The 16,329-nt window shown below is 59.1% G+C and carries 15 protein-coding genes; 12 read left to right on the top strand and 3 right to left on the bottom strand.

Translation table 11 applies throughout. From position 1 onward, the window contains the following. Positions 1 to 12: 12 nt before the first annotated feature. Positions 13 to 780, bottom strand: coding sequence for a flagellar basal-body rod protein FlgF (gene flgF / locus ACP0KA_RS02980; RefSeq protein WP_424627351.1), 768 nt, complete (start codon positions 778 to 780; stop codon positions 13 to 15). A gap of 370 nt (positions 781 to 1,150) precedes the next feature. On the opposite strand from flgF, the gene fliL reads away from it, so the two are divergent. The 5 genes from fliL (at position 1,151) to ACP0KA_RS02955 (ending at position 8,000) form a co-directional block, all read left to right on the top strand. Then, positions 1,151 to 1,645 carry a flagellar basal body-associated protein FliL gene (fliL, locus tag ACP0KA_RS02975; protein WP_424627350.1) on the top strand — a complete coding sequence of 165 codons (495 nt, stop codon included), beginning with the start codon at positions 1,151 to 1,153 and terminating at the stop codon, positions 1,643 to 1,645. Positions 1,646 to 1,663: 18 nt separating this feature from the next. Further along, positions 1,664 to 2,866 (top strand): flagellar motor switch protein FliM, encoded by a 1,203-nt coding sequence (fliM, locus tag ACP0KA_RS02970; RefSeq protein WP_424627349.1) that lies wholly within the window; start codon positions 1,664 to 1,666, stop codon positions 2,864 to 2,866. Beyond that, complete coding sequence (locus tag ACP0KA_RS02965; protein ID WP_424627348.1) at positions 2,863 to 3,339, top strand: DUF6468 domain-containing protein; 477 nt, start codon at positions 2,863 to 2,865, stop codon at positions 3,337 to 3,339. The genes fliM and ACP0KA_RS02965 overlap by 4 nt, the downstream gene beginning before the upstream one ends. Further along, positions 3,336 to 4,124: a MotE family protein gene (locus tag ACP0KA_RS02960; protein WP_424627347.1), complete on the top strand. Its 789-nt coding sequence runs from the start codon at positions 3,336 to 3,338 to the stop codon at positions 4,122 to 4,124. The genes ACP0KA_RS02965 and ACP0KA_RS02960 overlap by 4 nt, the downstream gene beginning before the upstream one ends. A 123-nt stretch (positions 4,125 to 4,247) precedes the next feature. Further along, positions 4,248 to 8,000, top strand: coding sequence for a tetratricopeptide repeat protein (locus ACP0KA_RS02955; RefSeq protein ID WP_424627346.1), 3,753 nt, complete (start codon positions 4,248 to 4,250; stop codon positions 7,998 to 8,000). A 6-nt stretch (positions 8,001 to 8,006) separates the two neighbouring features. Here the strand turns inward: ACP0KA_RS02955 and fliP are convergent, their stop codons facing one another. Together fliP and ACP0KA_RS02945 are read right to left on the bottom strand one after the other, a co-directional pair. Then, positions 8,007 to 8,768 (bottom strand): flagellar type III secretion system pore protein FliP, encoded by a 762-nt coding sequence (gene fliP, locus ACP0KA_RS02950; protein WP_424627345.1) that lies wholly within the window; start codon positions 8,766 to 8,768, stop codon positions 8,007 to 8,009. Continuing rightward, a complete protein-coding gene (locus ACP0KA_RS02945) occupies positions 8,765 to 9,757 on the bottom strand; it encodes a flagellar biosynthetic protein FliO (protein ID WP_424627344.1) in 993 nt (330 codons plus the stop codon). The genes fliP and ACP0KA_RS02945 overlap by 4 nt, the downstream gene beginning before the upstream one ends. A gap of 298 nt (positions 9,758 to 10,055) precedes the next feature. Between ACP0KA_RS02945 and flgB the strand changes: the two genes are divergently transcribed. The 7 genes from flgB (at position 10,056) to cckA (ending at position 16,302) form a co-directional block, all read left to right on the top strand. After that, on the top strand, positions 10,056 to 10,463 hold the full coding sequence (gene flgB, locus ACP0KA_RS02940; protein WP_424627343.1) for a flagellar basal body rod protein FlgB: 408 nt from the start codon (positions 10,056 to 10,058) through the stop codon (positions 10,461 to 10,463). Between the two features lie 41 nt (positions 10,464 to 10,504). Beyond that, positions 10,505 to 10,927, top strand: coding sequence for a flagellar basal body rod protein FlgC (gene flgC, locus ACP0KA_RS02935; RefSeq protein ID WP_424627342.1), 423 nt, complete (start codon positions 10,505 to 10,507; stop codon positions 10,925 to 10,927). Between the two features lie 17 nt (positions 10,928 to 10,944). Beyond that, positions 10,945 to 11,322 (top strand): flagellar hook-basal body complex protein FliE, encoded by a 378-nt coding sequence (locus tag ACP0KA_RS02930; RefSeq protein WP_424627341.1) that lies wholly within the window; start codon positions 10,945 to 10,947, stop codon positions 11,320 to 11,322. Positions 11,323 to 11,362: 40 nt separating this feature from the next. Then, on the top strand, positions 11,363 to 11,626 hold the full coding sequence (fliQ, locus tag ACP0KA_RS02925; protein WP_424627340.1) for a flagellar biosynthesis protein FliQ: 264 nt from the start codon (positions 11,363 to 11,365) through the stop codon (positions 11,624 to 11,626). Positions 11,627 to 11,670: 44 nt separating this feature from the next. Beyond that, the gene (fliR, locus tag ACP0KA_RS02920) at positions 11,671 to 12,441 is read left to right on the top strand and encodes a flagellar biosynthetic protein FliR (RefSeq protein ID WP_424627339.1); all 771 of its coding nucleotides are present in this window, start codon (positions 11,671 to 11,673) and stop codon (positions 12,439 to 12,441) included. Positions 12,442 to 12,450: 9 nt separating this feature from the next. Then, positions 12,451 to 13,527 (top strand): flagellar biosynthesis protein FlhB, encoded by a 1,077-nt coding sequence (gene flhB, locus ACP0KA_RS02915; RefSeq protein ID WP_424627338.1) that lies wholly within the window; start codon positions 12,451 to 12,453, stop codon positions 13,525 to 13,527. A gap of 210 nt (positions 13,528 to 13,737) precedes the next feature. Further along, on the top strand, positions 13,738 to 16,302 hold the full coding sequence (cckA, locus tag ACP0KA_RS02910; protein ID WP_424627337.1) for a cell cycle histidine kinase CckA: 2,565 nt from the start codon (positions 13,738 to 13,740) through the stop codon (positions 16,300 to 16,302). Positions 16,303 to 16,329: the final 27 nt, after the last annotated feature.

Here is a 16,329-nt window from a genome sequence, read left to right as displayed (position 1 = left end):
GTTTCAGTCTCCTCAAGCCGGTACGTCGGCGAGTGATTGGATTGCATTCTTGCGAAGGTCGGCTTGCTGTTGCATCAGCGCCGAGATCTTTTCGTAGGTGCGGGAGACCATCATCAGGCGGCTCATTTCGGCGACCGCGTTGACGTTGGATTTCTCGACAAAGCCCTGGTTGATGCGTGACGCGACATCAGGCTGAGCCGGCGTTCCGGCGGGAGCCGAGAACAGGTTCGAGCCTTCTTTTTGCAGCCGTTGCGGATTGTCGAATTTCACCATCCTCAGCTTGCCGCGGATGGAGTCGAACTGGGTCACGATGCCTTCTTTCACCGTCACGGTGCCATCGGCGGTGATGACGATGTCCTTGTCGGTCGGCTGAAAGACGATCGGCCCGTTGGTGCCGAGAACGATGTTTCCGCCGGCGGTGACGAGTTGCCCCTGTGAGTTGATCTGGAAGGAGCCGTCGCGGGTGTAGCGCTCGCCACCCGGGGTCTGAACGGCGAAGAAGCCTTTTCCGTCGATCGATACGTCGAGCGGATTGCTGGTCTTCTCCGACGGACCCTGCATGAGATCATGATAGGTCGCGCGATCCTGGACGAAGCTGACGCGCCGGTCGGCGGCTGCGAAGTTGTCCTCGTGTGCGCCCGAGGTCAAAAATTCCTCGAACAGCGACTTTTCGGCCTTGAAGCCGTTCGTGTTGACGTTCGCGACGTTGTTCGCGACCACGTCCATCTGACGCTCAAGCGCCACCTGTCGCGACAACGCGACGAGGAGGGTATTCTCCATCGATCTGTCTCCCCTTACGTGAACCGCACTGGCCTCTCCCAAGGCGTCGTGCGGATCGTGTGAACCGGAGAGGCTCTCCCAAGCCGCGGTTCGCATCTTAGTAATGCGAGAGCCGTGCCAACTCGGAAAACGATTTGATTTCAGTGGCTTGGTTGCTCAGAGGGGGTGGGGCAGCGCGGCAATAAACGTCTTGTTGACCATATTGTCCCGGCAAAATTTTCCCACTCCGGGAACAAAAGAAAGGTTTCGTTAACCATTGCGCCACTACGGTGTCGACACAGAGGCGCTTGAAGCGCCGGCGGCCTTCGTATCGCGTCATTCAAGCCAGTTCGGCAGCATTCAAGCCAAAATTCCCACTGCGGGCGGGGCTATGGCAGACGGCGATAAAAATGAAGAGGCGGGTGGCCCGGAAGGCGCGGCCGCTCCGAAAAGCAAACGCAAGCTCATTATAATTGGGGCAGCCGCAGTCGCCGTGCTGGCGCTGGGCGGTGGCGGCTTCTTCTTCCTCCATGGGCATGGAGACAAGGAAAAGCACGCAGAGGCCGAGGCTCCAAAGCCGCCTGTGTTCGTTGATGTGCCTGAAGTGCTGGTCAATCTCTCGGGTCTACCCGGTGAGCGCGTCCAATATCTCAAGGTGAAGGTTGTTCTTGAGGTCAAAGATCAGCCGATGGTGGCCCAGATCACGCCGACGATGCCGCGCGTCATGGACCTGTTTCAGACCTATATGCGCGAACTGCGCGTCACGGATCTCAACGGCTCGATGGGTTTGTTTCGCCTCAAGGAAGAGCTGACGCGGCGTGTGAACGCTGCGATTTCGCCCCATCAGGTGAACGCTGTGCTGTTCAAGGAAATCGTCGTTCAGTGACGGGACGGAAGTTGAGCTATGACGCCGGATAATGACGTCGATCAAGATGCACTAGCCGCCGAGTGGGAAGGTGCGCTGGACTCTGAAGACCCCAATGAGGCTGCTGCCGAGGCTGCCGCCAACGAATTGACTGAGACCATGGCCGAGCAATGGGCGGCGATGGTCGACGAGAGCGATAGCCTCCTCGGGGTGGGTAAGTCGGGTGGTGAGCGTGTCCTGTCGCAGGAGGAAATCGACAATCTGCTCGGTTTCAGCGACGGTGAAGTCAATCTCGACGAGAATTCCGGTATTCGCGCCATCATCGATTCCGCGATGGTGTCCTACGAACGTCTGCCAATGCTCGAAATCGTTTTCGACCGCCTGGTGCGGTTGATGACGACGAGCCTGCGCAACTTTACGTCGGACAATGTGGAAGTGTCGCTCGACCGCATTACGTCGGTGCGTTTCGGCGATTATCTCAATTCCATCCCGCTGCCTTGCGTCCTTTCGGTCTTCAAGGCTGAGGAGTGGGAAAATTTCGGGCTTTTCACCGTCGATTCGAGCCTGATTTATTCGATCATCGATGTGCTGCTTGGTGGTCGTCGCGGGCAGGCTTCGCTGCGTATCGAAGGCCGTCCCTACACCACCATCGAAACCAATCTCGTCAAGCGCCTTGTCGAGGTCGTGCTCGCGGATGCCGAACAGGCCTTCAGGCCGCTCTCTCCGGTCACGTTCACGATCGATCGGCTTGAAACAAACCCGCGCTTTGCCGCTATCAGCCGCCCCGCGAACGCTGCCATTCTCGTGCGCCTGCGCATTGATATGGAAGATCGCGGCGGCAATATCGAACTGCTGCTGCCATACGCGACCATCGAGCCAATCCGCAACGTCCTGTTGCAGATGTTCATGGGTGAAAAGTTTGGCCGTGATCCGATCTGGGAAGGCCATTTGGCGACGGAGATCGCAAAGGCGGAAATCGCTGTCGATGCCGTGCTCTATGAATCCAATATTCCGCTCAAGCAGCTGATGACGCTGCAAGTCGGCGACACACTGCCGCTGAACATGCGGCCGGATGCACTGGTGTCAGTCCGATGCGGCGACGTCATCCTCAGTGAGGGACGAATGGGCCGGGTCGGCGATCGCGTCGCGATCCGCGTCACCAAGCCGCTACGTAAACCGAATACATCGTTCGCGATGTTTGAGAAAGCTGACGAGCAAACGAAGATGATGGAGGCACAGTGAGTCACATATTCGCATTGGTGATCGAGAGCCTGGTAGCGATTTTGCTGCTGGTCACGATCGGATACTGCACTCTGCTGAACCGTCGTCTGACCTTGCTCAAGGCTGACGAGCAGTCGTTACGTGGCACGATTGCAGAATTGGTCACGGCGACCGAGATCGCGGAGCGCGCCATTCAGGGGCTGAAGCTGACGGTTCGTGAATGCGATCAGAACCTCAGTGGCCAGCTTCAGACCGGCACGGAGCTTTCCGAGAATTTGGCCAAGCAACTCGCGACCGGCAATGACATTGTGTCTCGGCTTACAAAGGTTGCGCTTGCGGCGAAGCCGATCATGTCAGATGCGCCTCGCTCTTCGAGCGAAGCTGCGGTTGCAGCACCCAAGACAAGCACGCCCAAGGGATCGCATGCCAAAGAGCTGCTCGCTGCAGCCCAGGCATTTTCTGAACGGCGAAAGGCTGCTGGTCTCGCTGCATGAAACGTCTCGCTCGCGATATCCGCATCATCCCGGTCCTGATGATTGCGATCGGTTGCCTGGCCGTGCTGAAGGTCTCCGGCCTGCTGCTGGACGGCGGATACATTCTCAATGACGACAATGGTGTGCCTCCGAAGAAATCGTGGGCGCAGGAAACTTTCAATTATCCGGCGCCGGGCAAGCAATCCGACCCCCTGGACATCACGGGTTCTGTCCATGGTGGCAAGAAGGAAGAAAAAAAGGAAGAAAAGCCAGAGGTGGCTGCCCCGGAAGCGCGGTCACCGGACCAGACAGTGGTCTTTCCCGACCCAAAAGGCCAGATCCCTGCATCTGAGCGCGCTGTCCTCGAGAGTCTGCAGTCGCGTCGACAGGAGATCGAGGCAAGGGCTCGCGAGATCGATATCCGCGAGAACCTGATCAAGTCGGCTGAAAAGCGTGTTGAGGGACGTCTTGAGGAAGTGAAGGCGACCGAAGCGCGTATTTCAACGGCGGGTCAGCAGAAGAACGAGGCTGAGGCGGCGCGTTTCAAAGGCATCATTACCATGTACGAGGGAATGAAGCCGAAAGACGCTGCCAAGGTGTTCGATCGCTTGGAATTGCCGGTATTGTTCGAAATTGCTTCACAGATCGCGCCACGAAAGATGGCTGACATCATGGGGCAGATGCAGCCGGAAGCGGCTGAAAGGCTGACAGTCGAATTGGCGCGTCGCGCAAGCGGGGGCCTCTCGTCATCGCCGAATGATCTTCCCAAGATTGATGGCAAGCCGTCTCAACCGGCTCGCAATTGAAGCAGGTGATTAACAAGGTCTTAATCGGCGGGTTCTAGATTTCGGGCGGGGTGCGAGAGCGGCAACCGCTCGAGCGGATATCGCGCCTGAACTGGCAAACGAGACGCGGCAGAAAGAGCTGGAATGTCCTGCAAGGTTGCTCGCATCATCCAAACGATCCGCGCGGCTGGATCGAAAGCCCGCTTGCGTGCGGGTACGGTCCGGCGTGGGGTGCAATCATCCTTTACAGCGGTTGGCTTCGCGCTCGTGTTCAGCGGCTTGGTTGCCGGACATGCCGGTGCCCAGCAGCAACCGGTGAAAGGCGAGGCAACTTTGACCGGCGCGAACGGATATGCGCGGCTGGTCCTGAAGTTCAAGGAAGACGTAATCACCGATGCGGTCGTCGCAGGGTCGGTTCTTATCGTTCGCTTCGAGAAGCCGGTTGATCTTCCGGTCGATGCGCTGCCGGACGCGCTGCCGTCCTATATTGGAATGGTTCGCCGCGATCCCGACGGCACGGCTATTCGCCTGGCGCTGAGCCAGAACGTCAAAGTCAATTTGATGATGGCGGGTGAGCGTGTCTTCATCGACTTGTTGCCCGAGAAGTGGACCGGTGCTCCACCGCCGCTGCCGGCGGAAGTGGTGAAAGAATTGTCCGAGCGGGCGATTGCCGCCGAGCGCGCTTTGCGTCTGCAAAAGCAGGCGGATGAAGCCAAGAAACGACCGCCGATCCGCGTTCGGGCCTCGGTCCAGCCGACCTTTACACGCCTCGTGTTTGAAATGCCTGATGGTGTCGCCGTCTCGTCGGCGTTGAGCACCAATAAGTTCGTGCTGTCGTTTTCGTCTGGGCTGGTCTTTGACCTGGCCGATGCCAAGGTCGCAATGCCCGCGAACATCAGATCCATTGAACAAAAGATGGGCGACAATGCTTCGACGATCGAGATCGCGCTCATTGGTGAAGTCGACGTTCGCGCATTCCGCGAAGAAAAGAACTACATCGTTGATATAGGCTTCGAAGAGGCGAAGGCCCCCCCGCAAGGACCGCGCTCGCAGTTGCCGAATGTTCCGGCTGCTCCGCCGAGCGAAAAGGCTGCGGCAAAAAAGGCGAGTGCGATCGTGCCGCCGACATCGGAGCAAATCGCCCGCGAGGCGTCGCTTGAAAAAAAGCCCGAGACCACCGTTCCGAAAACGGATGTTTCCGAAGCGACGCCATCGGATGTGAAGACGCCCGACGTCAAGTCGCGGGCAGTTAACGTTGAGGCGAAGCGGGACGCCGCTCCAGACAAGCCTGAGACGAAGCTAGAGGCCAAGGTTGCAGCCGAGAAATCCCAGTCCGCTCCTAAGGTGGACAAGGTCGTAGCTGCAGCTTCAGCGGCTCAGTCTGCGGGAGCGCCACCACAGGCTTCCCCGCAAGCGAAGCCTGTGGCCGAAGCCGAGGCGCCGTCGGCGGCCAATTCGAGGCCGAAGCTGGTGCCGGAGGTGAGGCGAAGTAGCGATGACTTGCGCGTGACTTTCAGCTTTCCTGGTCCGACGCCCGCCGCCGTCTTTCGACGCTCGGATTCGATCTGGCTTGTTTTTGATACCGACAAGTCGATTGATCCTACGCCCATTCAAAGCCAAGGCGGGTCGCTCATTGCCGCAGCCGGCACGCTCGAGCTTCCGAAAGGGCGTGCGGTTCGGATTCGGCTGAACCGTCCGCAATTGGTGACGTTGAGTGGCGAAGAGAAGTCCTGGACGCTGATGCTGGCCGATAAGGCCGAGCGGCCGTCGCAGCCACTCACTGCTGCGCGCAACAGTGCCGATCCCAAGCATGCAAACGTGACCGTCGCAATCGCCAAACCAGGGCAGCTTCATCATATCAAGGATCCCGATGCCGGCGATGCGCTGACCGTGATGACTGCAGGCCTGCCTGTGCGCGGCTTCGTCAAGCGTCAGGATTTCGTGGAATTTTCGGTGCTCGAATCAATGCAGGGTGTCGTCATCCAGCAGAATGCGGATGATCTCACCGCGGATATCGCGTCCAGCAAGCTGGTGTTGAGCCGCCCCGGCGGGTTGACCTTGTCTTCGGCGATGACCATGCCGGAGCGCGCGATCGGAGCGGTACGTCCTATCTTCGATGCAGGCACCTGGCACGAAAACCAGACCGCAGACTTTCTGTCGATGCGTAATAGCCTTCTCGCCGCCGCTTCCCAGGCGACGGGCGACAAGCGCATGGCGGCGCATATTGAGCTTGCTCGATTTTATCTGTCGCGCGGATTTTACCCCGAGGCCAAGGGCGTTCTCGACCTGATTCTCGGTGAGACCAAGGAAAGCGAAGTCGATCCCTCCGCATACATCCTGCGCGCCGTGGCTACCACGCTTTCCGGCCATCCTGAGCTCGCGCTGAAGGACCTCGCCAATCCTGCGATCGGTGCGAATTCCGACTCGCAGCTCTGGAAAGGGCTCGCCTACGCGAAGCAGGGCAAGTGGGTGGATGCCCGCGAAAAATTCAAGAATGCTGAGTTCGCGATTACGGGATTACCGACCGATCTGCAACGTATCGTCACAATCGAGGCGTTTCGCGCAGCGCTCGAGGTGAAAGACTATCCCACCGCCGGTGCGCGCAGCAATGATCTCACGACCTTGGGTGCCGGACCGGGACAGGAGGGCGAGATCGCCCTGTTGCGGGGACGGCTTGCTGAAGCGCTCGGCCATGACAAGGATGCGTTGTCAGCCTATCAGGCCGCGATCGACTCCTCGAACCGTCCTGCTGCTGCGGAAGCAACTCTGCTGAATATCTCGCTTCGCCAGAAGCGCGATATGCTGAACGACGACAATGCCATTCACGAGTTGGAAATTGCATCCACGATATGGCGTGGCGATTCGATCGAGGTGAAGAACCTCGGAATGCTGTCACAGCTTTATGCAGCCAAGGAGCGCTATAGCGACGCATTCGCGGCGGGACGTACGGCCACACTGTTGGAGCCGAACTCGGAAATCTCCCGCAAGGTGCAAGATCAGACGTCTGCTTTGTTCGATCAGCTTTACAACAGTCCCAAGGGCGACGATTTGCCCCCGGTCGAAGCTCTAGCGATGTTCTACGAGTATCGCGACCTTACGCCCATCGGACGACGCGGTGATGAGCTGATCCGGCATCTCGCCGATCGCCTGGTCGCCGTCGATCTGCTCGATCAGGCGGGCGAACTGCTGCAATATCAAATCGATCATCGTCTTGAGGGGGCCGCGCGTGCGCAGGTCGCTTCCCGCCTGGCAATGGTCTACCTGATGAACCGTAAGCCAGGACGAGCGATTGCAGCGCTGCGCACGACCCGCATTGCTGATCTGGCTGGGGAATTACGACAACAGCGGCTGTTGCTTGAAGCTCGGGCGCAGAGCGATGTCGGTCGGCACGATCTCGCGCTCGACATTGTCTCGAATATCAACGGCCGCGAGGCTGTGCGGCTGCGGTCGGACATTTACTGGGCTGCTCGTCGCTGGAGGGAATCCTCCGAGCAGATCGAGTTGCTCTATGGCGATCGTTGGCGCGATTTCCAGCCTCTGACCTCGATCGAGAAGGGCGACATCATCCGAGCCGCGATCGGCTACGCCCTTGCCGAGGACACCGTCGGACTTGCGCGCTTTCGCGAGAAATACAGTGCAAAAATGGAAGGAAGCGACCGCGCCATTTTCGATATTGCGGCCAAACCCGCTGCGGCAAACAGCTCTGATTTCGCGAGAATCGCGAAGATGGCGGCTGCGATCGATACTCTGGACGGCTTCCTACATGAGATGAAGGCGCGTTTCCCGGATGCGGTTGCGCGCGCGAAGCTGCCGCCGGCAATCAAGGCAGATCCCAATCCGACCGGCTCCTTGCCTGAAATCGTCGGGTTGAAGCAGGTCAACGAAGCCCGGCGGTAAAAAGGACTATCCGCCGCCGTAGCTTTGCACCAGACTTCCCGCCACCAGTGACCAGCCGTCCACCAGCACGAAAAAGATGAGCTTGAACGGCAGTGACACCACCACTGGAGGCAGCATCATCATGCCCATCGCCATCAGGACTGAAGCGACCACAAGGTCGATAATCAGGAACGGCAGGAAAAGCAGAAACCCGATTTCAAATGCCCGCTTGAGTTCCGAGATCATGAAGGCGGGGACAAGGATGCGCAACGACATATCATCGGGCGTCGCCGCGGGCGGCTCGCCGGACAGATCCATAAAGAGCTTCAGGTCTTTTTCGCGGACGTTCTTTTGCATGAAGCCGCGCAACGGGATGACGCCACGCTCGAGAGCCTGCTCGGCGGTGATTTCATTCGCCACCAGAGGTTTGACAGCGTCATCGTAGGTTTTTTGCAGCACCGGCCCCATCACGAAACCAGTGAGAAACATTGCCAGAGCGATGATCACGGAGTTCGGCGGCGCGGTCGCGGTGCCAAGTGCCGTGCGCAGCAGCGACAGCACCACCACGATACGCGTGAACGACGTCATCATGATCAGGATCGACGGTGCGATCGAAAGCACCGTGAGCAGCGCGATCAATTGAATCGCGCGTTCGGTGACGCCGCCGTTGCCGGCGCCGCCAAGATTGATGCTGATATCCTGCGCGACCGCGGGATCGATCAAGGATCCAACGGTGAGGATAAAGCTTAGAAAAAATAGAACTCTACGCGGTGTTTTCGCCGGCCTCACGCTGGAGGCTTCGGACGGCCGAGCAAGCTTGCCATCTCGTCTTCAAGGTTTTCAAAGGGCGCCTTGGGCGCTGACTCTGCCGGAGCATCCGGTTGGGAAGGGGGTGTCGAACTATTGCGTGGGTTGAGATCTCGTGACGGACGAACCAACGGCTCGGGAGCCACTGGCGGCGCGCCGACCCGATCGATCGGGCTGACGGAGGGAGCGCGAGGCTCACTTGTCTCAAGCCGGTGGTCGCCGCTTGGTCGGCGCAATGCAGCCTCAAGCCGCTGCGCCATATCGGCAAGATTTTGATCCGCCGACGAAAGGGGAGATTCCGCGGGACGCTGCGCGGCACGGGGAAGAGGTGGCGGGGCCTTCGGGGCAAGGTCCGCCGGACGCGGTCCACGAGGCATCATGGGCTCCATGCGCTCGCTTCGCGGCAACGGGCGAGCGGGTGAGTCAGTTCGAAGCGTCGGCTCCGGACGAACCATCGGCTCCGGCGTGAAACTCGGCATGGCATCGCTATGCCGCTCCGCGGCTGGCGCTGGGCGGCGCACTTCATCGGCAAATGGAGCGCGCGCAGGCCGCTGCGGGATCTCCGGCATTGCGGGCTCTCGATGTTCAAGGGTATCTGCCCGTGTGGTTTCCGGCTCGGCCCATGCGGGCTCCGGCGCAAGCCGGGGCGGTGAGGGCAATTCAGTGCCGGCGGGCGATCGTTGGGGCGCCTGATCGCGCTGCGGCATGTTTCGAACAATATTGGGCTCGACCACGACGTCGGTCGGCCCGCCGATCATCAGGAGGTGCTCGACATTATCGCGGCGCACAAGCACGAGCCGTCGGCGCCCATCTACCGCAGCAGCATCGATAACCGCGAGACGCGGCATTCGTCCGCGATTCGCATTTGTGCCCATACGGCTTCCGCCGAATCGTTGGACCAGCCAGAAAACAACTCCGATCAGCGCGAGAACGATGACGAAGGCGATAAAAAACCAGAGCGTTTGCGGCATGTTACTGTCCCCGTCAAACAACGCCCCCTTCGTATGCCAGATTCGCGAGATGTGCGAAGGCTGCTTGAAGGGTGCATCGTCCGTTAATTTTTGCCGGCAACACCTGCCGCCCACAAATTATTAACTCATGAATCACCCGGGCCCAAAACACTTCCTGAACCCGCATTTTCAATAGCTTACCATGATCGAGGAGCCTTGGCTCCGAAAATCGATCCAGCCTCTCTTTACTATCTGTTAACCATAAGCGCGGCAAATTCTGCCCACCTGAGGAACCAACCACAGGTGGAGAGCTGAGCCAATGCCGATCACAGATATTCCAATGCTGGCCGCGCTACGCACCAAGATGCAGTGGCATCAGGAGCGTCAACGCGTTCTCGCGGACAACGTCTCGCATTCCGACTCGCCTGGCTTCAAGCCGCGAGACCTGGTCGAGCCGAAATTCGATGGCTCCGGCAATCCGCTCGGAGGGCATCTCTCGTCGCTGGCCATGACGCGCACGAGCGCCAACCACATCCAAGCGTCAGGCGTCAGCGAAAATTTCGATTCGAGCAACCGCGAAGGCTACGAGACGAGGCCCATGGGCAATGCGGTCAATCTTGAGGATCAGATGCTCAAGGTTTCGGCGAACCAGATGGATTACGCGGCGGTGACCTCGCTCTACAGCCGCAGCCTCGGTCTCATCAAGACAGCGATCGGCAAACGCTAATCCGGCCGATCGTGCCGAAGAAAAGATAATGGAGGCATCTGATGAGTGACGGGAACGATTTTCTGAAGTCGATGACTATTTCGACCTCCGGTCTGCGTGCGCAGGCTGGGCGCATGCGCGTGATTTCGGAAAACATCGCTAACGCCGACTCCACCGCAAAGACCGCGGGAGGCGATCCCTACCGGCGCAAGGTGCCGACGTTTTCCTCTGAGCTCGATCGCACGATGGATGCACGCGTCGTCAGTCTCGGGAGAATCAAGCCCGACAATTCTGCGTTCCGTACCCGCTACGAGCCCGGTAATCCGGCGGCGGATGCCAACGGCAACGTCAAATACCCCAACGTGAATACGTTGGTGGAAATGACCGATATGCGTGAAGCCCAGCGTTCCTACGAAGCCAACCTCAACATCATTTCTGCCACGCGCCGGATGATCCAGCGCACCCTCGATATTTTGAAAGCCTGAAAAGAAGGACTCTAATCATGGCATCACCAACAGTTGCTGCAAATGCGTATGCAAACCTCGCGCGTATTCTCGACGCTTCAGCCAGCCTTGGAAAGTCTTCAGAGGCGGGTGGTGCCTCGGCGGCCAACCTTGCCCGCATTATGGAAGGCGGCCTTGGCCCGGCCGGACAGTCCAACGGTCCTTCGTTCGGCACGGTGCTGAAGGATGCGATCAGCGGCGTGATGGATGCCGGGCGGAAGTCCGACACGCAGACCGTCGCAATGGCGCAGGGTAAGGCCAATGTCATGGACGTGGTGACTGCTGTCGCGGAGACCGACGTTGCCGTCTCGACGCTGGTATCGGTGCGCGACCGCGTGATCCAGTCCTACGAAGACATCATGAAGATGCCGATCTGATTTTCGGCATCTTCAAAATACTTTCGGACAGGGGAGTGGCATGACAGGGCCTGAAGTTCTCGACGTCTCGCGCGACGCGATCTGGACAATCGTCAAGGTCTCGTCGCCACTGTTGATTGTGGCCCTCGTTGTCGGTGTTGTGATCTCCCTGATCCAGGCATTGACGCAGATCCAGGAGCAGACGCTGGCTTTCGTGCCGAAGATCCTTGCGATCTTCATTACGCTTGTGCTGGCGTTGCCGTTCATGGCCGATGCCATGAACAGTCAGATGTTGCGAATATCGTCGCGAATCATCGGCGGCTAGCGCATGGTCGGGGACCACATGAACCGGCCCTGGGCACGTCTTCCATGCGTATCGACATTTCGATGCTTCCGGCCCTCGCGGCCGCCTTCATGCTCATTTTTGCCCGCATTGGCGCCATGGTGATGCTGCTTCCCGGCTTGGGAGAGGTCAATATCCCGGTCCGCCTGCGACTTGGGATCGCGCTCGCACTCACTCTTATTCTTCTGCCGCTTCATCGCTCCGATTATCACGTCAACATGACCACGATGGCACCGATGCTGGTGCTGCTCGTTCACGAGATCATCATCGGCGTCGTGCTCGGCGCTACCGCGCGCGTGACGCTGTCGGCTTTAGCCGTGGCCGGTTCGGTGATCGCGCAACAGCTTGGGCTCGGTTTCGTCACGACGGTCGATCCCACGCAGGGGCAGCAGGGCGCGCTGATCGGCAACTTCCTGACCATCCTCGGACTGACGTTGCTGTTCGCCACCGACATGCATCATCTGGTGATCGCCGCGCTGGACCAGAGCTACAAGATCTTTTCGCCAGGTGAGTTGATGCCCAGCGGCGACGTCGCGGCGCTGGCAACCCGCGCTTTTGCAACCGCCTTCAAGATCGGGATTCAGCTTTCCGCGCCGTTTATTGTGTTTGGCTTGGTCTTCAATCTGGGGCTGGGCGTGCTCGCGCGCCTGATGCCGCAAATGCAGGTCTTCTTCATCGGCGTGCCGCTGTCTATCCTAGGCGGCTTCCTGATGTTGGCGGCCGTTGTTGCAATCATGATGGGGACGTTCCTCGACTATTTTGGCGGGGTCATGCACGAACTGACACCGAGGGGCTAAGGGCAGGCCATGGCCGACGAGGATAAAGACTCCAAAACAGAAGACCCGACGCAAAAACGCCTCGACGAAGCACTCGAACGCGGCGACGTTGCCAAAAGTCAGGAAGTCAATACCTGGTTCGTGATCGCAGGATCAACGCTGCTGTTGTCGTCGTTTTCCGGTTCGATCGGAGTCGGCATCGAAGCCCCGATGCGAAATCTGATGATGAATGCTCATCAGATCCGTGTCGACGGGCCGGCCCTCCTTGCGCTTGTTAGCAGCATCGAATTCGCACTGATCAGCGCCCTCGGCGTTCCATTTTTGCTGCTGATCATTGCCGGCGTTGTCAGCAATCTGATTCAGCATCGACTGGTATTTTCAACGGAATCGCTGACGCCGAAGTTCAGCAAGCTCTCCCCGATGGCCGGCGCTGCGCGCATGTTCGGAAAGCAGGCGATCGCGAACTTCCTCAAGGGTCTGTTCAAGATCATCGCGGTGGGAATCGTCATGGTCATGGTGTTGTGGCCCGAGCGCCACCGCTTCGAGGCGATGGTCCAGTTCGATCCGACAGCAATTCTGGGGGTGACAAAGACGCTCTCGGTGCATTTGATGACCACAGTCGTCGCCATGCTCGCGGTGGTTGCGACGCTGGACTACCTATTTCAGTACAGGCAGTGGTTCGAGCGACAGAAGATGTCGCTGCAGGAGATCAAGGAAGAATACAAGCAATCGGAAGGTGACCCCCACATCAAGGGCCGCATCAAGCAGATCCGTTTTGCGCGCGCCAAGAAACGCATGATGGCGGCGGTGCCCACGGCCTCTGTCATTATCACCAATCCGACCCACTACGCGGTGGCTTTGAGATACGAGCGCGGGATGCCGGCGCCGATTTGTGTCGCCAAGGGTGTGGATCTGATCGCTCTAAAGATCAGGGAGGTCGCTACCGCGAACGATGTGCCGATCGTGGAAAACGTACCGCTGGCGCGAGCCCTGCACGCCACGGTCGAAATTGATCATGAGATTCCGGTGGAACACTATCATGCGGTGGCGGAAGTCATCGGCTACGTGATGCGCCTCAAGCGTCAGGTCTCGGGCCTTGGCTGGTGATGTCTGCGACGGCAGGCCGATTGGCCATCATGCCGCTTGCGTCATGATGCCCGATTCAGGCACTTAGGCCCGAGAAAGACGCATTCAGAGCATGTTTTCGCGGGATAGAAGCCAGTTCGTTGCAAGAAGATGCCTGGAACAAGTAATTTTCGCGTATTCTGAACACAACACTGGTCACCGCTTTTGCGGGATACGCGCAGGCAGCATGCGATGACAACTGTTCCGGGCAATGATCCGCGTTCTTCTTTCGCTCCCGTGCTCGAACCGGCACGGCGGAGCGGCAGCATCTTCCTTGTCCTGCTGGTCGCAGGAGCCGTGGTTGCGGCGGCCGTCGCATTCATGACCTTGGGTCGCTCGCAGGCGCAGCCTTATATTCTCGGCCTGTTGGCTTTGCTGGCGATGGTCGGGCTTTTCACGTTGTTCGCCTTCGCTGCTGGCATCGTCCGCTTCGCCGATCGTCATGCCGAGGATCCGATTACGCGTCCCATCGCTGATCATGCGTTCGACGGCCTGGCGGTAACCGATCCTCGCGGTCATGTCGTTTATGCCAATGCGACTTACCTTGCTCTCACTGGCGCATCGGGAGCCAGTGACGTGCGGCCGGTCGAGCGCGTGTTCATCGGCAATCCGGATGTCTCCGAGGCCGTATTCCGCTTGCTCAAGGCGGCGCGTGAAGGCAAGCGGCAACAAGAAGAAGTCCGCGTCGCCGGAGTTGACAGTTCGCATGGCCGCTGGCTGCGCATGCGGGTGCGTCCGCTTGGAACAGGCAAGCGTGAGACGAAGTTCGCGGTCTGGTCGATCGCCGACATCACCCGTGATCGCGAGCGGCAAGAGGATGTCTTCCAGGAGCTGCAGCATGCCATCGAGTATCTCGATCACGCGCCTTGCGGCTTCTTTTCGGTCAATGCAACGGGTGAACTGGTTTATGTCAATGCGACGTTGGCGAACTGGCTGGATTACGACCTGGCCGAAATCGGTTCCGGCGGGCTGAAGATTGCCGATATCGTTTCGGGCGATGGAGCATCTCTACTGACATCGATCACGCCGGAGCCCGGTGAGGTCAAGACCGAGGTCTTTGACATCGATCTGCGGATGCGCAGCGGCAAGACCATGCCGGTGCGGCTTTATCACAAGCTCGCTTTTGGGGCCGATGGCGCACCTGGTGCTTCGCGCACCCTTGTCATCAACCGGGCGCGCGACGACCACGGCGATCCGCAGCGTGTGGCGGAAGTGCGTTTCATGCGCTTCTTCGATCATACGCCGATGGCCATTGCGACCGTGGATAAGGCCGGCAGTATCGTCCGCGCCAACGCCCGCTTCGCCAAACTGACGCAAAGCCTGTCGTCGTCCGGCGGCGGCAACAAGTCGATCTTCGCGGTGGTGAGCGAGCGCGAACGCGGCGAGCTTGTCGCAGCTATTAACAAGGCGACCGAAGGTCAGGGCGATATTCCGCCCGTCGAGGCGATGCTGGACAGCGCCAAGGAACGCTGGGGGCAGTTTTTCGTCACATCGGTTGAACAGGATGCGCGTGACGCGGAAGTCGCGATTGTCTACCTGCTGGAGACAACTGAGAAGCGGACGCTGGAGGCCAACTTCGCACAGTCGCAGAAAATGCAAGCGGTTGGACAACTCGCCGGTGGCATTGCGCATGACTTCAACAACGTCCTGTCCGCCATCATGATGGCGAACGATTTCCTGCTGAACGCGCACAAGCCGACCGATCCGTCGTTCCAGGACATCATACAGATCAAGCAGAACGCGACCCGTGCTGCGACACTGGTTCGGCAATTGCTGGCGTTCTCACGCCGTCAGACGCTGCGTCCGCAGGTGCTCGACATGGGCGACGCGCTCTCAGATCTGACCATGCTGCTGAAGCGGCTGATCGGTGAAAAGGTGAAGCTTGACTTCGTTCACGGCCGCGATCTGTGGCCGGTGAAGGTCGACGTCTCGCAGTTTGAGCAGGTCATCGTCAATCTGGCGGTGAATGCCCGCGATGCCATGCCCGATGGCGGTAAGCTGACGATCCGGACCGCGAATGTTTCCGCGAACGATGCCGAGCGTCTGCAACATAAGGGCATGCCTGCGGCGGATTACGTTCAGATCGAAGTCAGTGATACCGGCACCGGCATCCCGGCGGATATCCTCGACAAGATTTTCGAACCGTTCTTCTCGACCAAGGAAGTGGGCAAAGGCACGGGCCTCGGGCTTTCCACGGTCTACGGTATCGTCAAGCAGACTGGCGGATTCGTCTATGTCGATTCCGTCGCCAATCAAGGCACGGTGTTCCGCATCTTCCTGCCGCGCTACTATCCTGAAGCAGAAAAAGTGCCGGAGATCGCAGTCACCAGCAGCGCGGCAGCCGACGCTTCGACGGCCAAGCCGCGTGCGCCTGATCTCACCGGGCAGGGCACCATCCTGCTTGTGGAGGACGAAGACGGTCTGCGCTCGCTGAATGCCCGTGGTCTGCGCTCGCGCGGCTACACCGTCATGGAAGCCGCGAATGGACTCGAGGCGATGGAACTGATCGACCAAGAGCAGGGGGCCATCGATCTCGTCGTCTCCGACGTCGTAATGCCGGAAATGGACGGGCCGACCTTGCTGGTTGAAATGCGCAAACGAAACCCTGATCTCAAGATCATCTTCGTTTCCGGCTATGCCGAGGACGCATTCGAAAAGAGCCTGCCTGAGAACCAGCAGTTCAATTTCCTGCCGAAACCGTTCACGTTGAGCCAACTTGTGGCCGCCGTGAAGGAAACCATGACAATTTCGTCATGATTGTTAACTGCGGTCCGCGACTGAGGG

The organism is Bradyrhizobium sp. SYSU BS000235 (assembly GCF_049747295.1).
Classification (GTDB): Bacteria; Pseudomonadota; Alphaproteobacteria; order Rhizobiales; family Xanthobacteraceae; genus Afipia.
Note: the sequence above shows the minus strand (reverse complement) of the source record. Positions and strands in the feature narration are given on the sequence as shown.

What these genes read in the sequence shown, in the direction of transcription:
- flgF (WP_424627351.1), bottom strand. Translation starts at nt 780, where the DNA reads ATGGAGAATACCCTCCTCGTCGCGTTGTCGCGACAGGTGGCGCTTGAG.
- fliL (WP_424627350.1), top strand. Translation starts at nt 1,151, where the DNA reads ATGGCAGACGGCGATAAAAATGAAGAGGCGGGTGGCCCGGAAGGCGCG.
- fliM (WP_424627349.1), top strand. Translation starts at nt 1,664, where the DNA reads ATGACGCCGGATAATGACGTCGATCAAGATGCACTAGCCGCCGAGTGG.
- ACP0KA_RS02960 (WP_424627347.1), top strand. Translation starts at nt 3,336, where the DNA reads ATGAAACGTCTCGCTCGCGATATCCGCATCATCCCGGTCCTGATGATT.
- ACP0KA_RS02955 (WP_424627346.1), top strand. Translation starts at nt 4,248, where the DNA reads ATGTCCTGCAAGGTTGCTCGCATCATCCAAACGATCCGCGCGGCTGGA.
- ACP0KA_RS02945 (WP_424627344.1), bottom strand. Translation starts at nt 9,757, where the DNA reads ATGCCGCAAACGCTCTGGTTTTTTATCGCCTTCGTCATCGTTCTCGCG.
- flgB (WP_424627343.1), top strand. Translation starts at nt 10,056, where the DNA reads ATGCCGATCACAGATATTCCAATGCTGGCCGCGCTACGCACCAAGATG.
- flgC (WP_424627342.1), top strand. Translation starts at nt 10,505, where the DNA reads ATGAGTGACGGGAACGATTTTCTGAAGTCGATGACTATTTCGACCTCC.
- ACP0KA_RS02930 (WP_424627341.1), top strand. Translation starts at nt 10,945, where the DNA reads ATGGCATCACCAACAGTTGCTGCAAATGCGTATGCAAACCTCGCGCGT.
- fliQ (WP_424627340.1), top strand. Translation starts at nt 11,363, where the DNA reads ATGACAGGGCCTGAAGTTCTCGACGTCTCGCGCGACGCGATCTGGACA.
- fliR (WP_424627339.1), top strand. Translation starts at nt 11,671, where the DNA reads ATGCGTATCGACATTTCGATGCTTCCGGCCCTCGCGGCCGCCTTCATG.
- flhB (WP_424627338.1), top strand. Translation starts at nt 12,451, where the DNA reads ATGGCCGACGAGGATAAAGACTCCAAAACAGAAGACCCGACGCAAAAA.
- cckA (WP_424627337.1), top strand. Translation starts at nt 13,738, where the DNA reads ATGACAACTGTTCCGGGCAATGATCCGCGTTCTTCTTTCGCTCCCGTG.